The sequence below is a fragment of the Lapidilactobacillus concavus DSM 17758 genome, assembly GCF_001435835.1.
Classification (GTDB): domain Bacteria; phylum Bacillota; class Bacilli; order Lactobacillales; family Lactobacillaceae; genus Lapidilactobacillus; species Lapidilactobacillus concavus.
Map to the genome: position 1 here is coordinate 1 of NZ_AZFX01000070.1, position 748 is coordinate 748.

Consider the following 748-nt stretch of genomic DNA (forward strand, 5'->3'; position numbering starts at 1 on the left):
ACAAAATGATACGAAGAAGTCTTCTTGTTATTTACACAAACTTCTTGACACTCCCATACCTCCTGTAACAAGGTCGACAATTAAGGCAACTAATAGGTTTATTATACGCTATTTCATTGGATCTTGTGTACTCGCAATTTCGCACACTCAGATTCAGTCAGATTTTGAATAAAAAAATAAACCTTGCCTAAACAAGGTTTACACTGAAGCGGGTGACGGGAATCGGACCCGCGACTCCAGCTTGGGAAGCTAACGTTTTACCACTAAACTACACCCGCATTTCGATAAAAACACATCCAACTCTTTTATTGTAGCAAAATCACGCAAAATCGCAACACTTTTTTATCATTTTGGCGAATTAAATCCACAAGACAAAGGCGTAACGAACGTAACTTCTGCCGGTAACCTCATTCTTTAACAACAAATTTTAATTTTTTTGGTTGATAAGGCTTGGCATTTTTTCAAAATCTGATAAAATGAAAGATGTTGTTGCCGCTGTGGCGGAATTGGCAGACGCGCAGCGTTCAGGTCGCTGTATCCGCAAGGGTGTACAGGTTCGACTCCTGCCAGCGGCATTTTTAAGACGTGTTAATCTGATTAGAGAGCTTCAAAGGTGTTGATTGATCAACATTTTTGAAGCTCTGTTTTTGTCATCATTGGCAACTGGAGGGACTTCTAAATCCTTTTTCCATAAAAATAGACGACCTATCCGAATCTTGTTCGGCTAGGTCGTCCTTTGATGTAAAGA

Annotated in this window: 2 tRNA genes; one reads left to right on the forward strand and one right to left on the reverse strand. The window is 39.8% G+C overall.

Annotated elements, in window-relative coordinates:
* Positions 1-207 precede the first annotated feature (207 nt).
* Positions 208-278: transfer RNA gene (locus tag FC15_RS06290), tRNA-Gly, on the reverse strand.
* A gap of 213 nt (positions 279-491) precedes the next feature.
* Here FC15_RS06290 and FC15_RS06295 point away from each other — a divergent pair.
* Positions 492-575 (forward strand) — tRNA-Leu (locus FC15_RS06295).
* Positions 576-748: the final 173 nt, after the last annotated feature.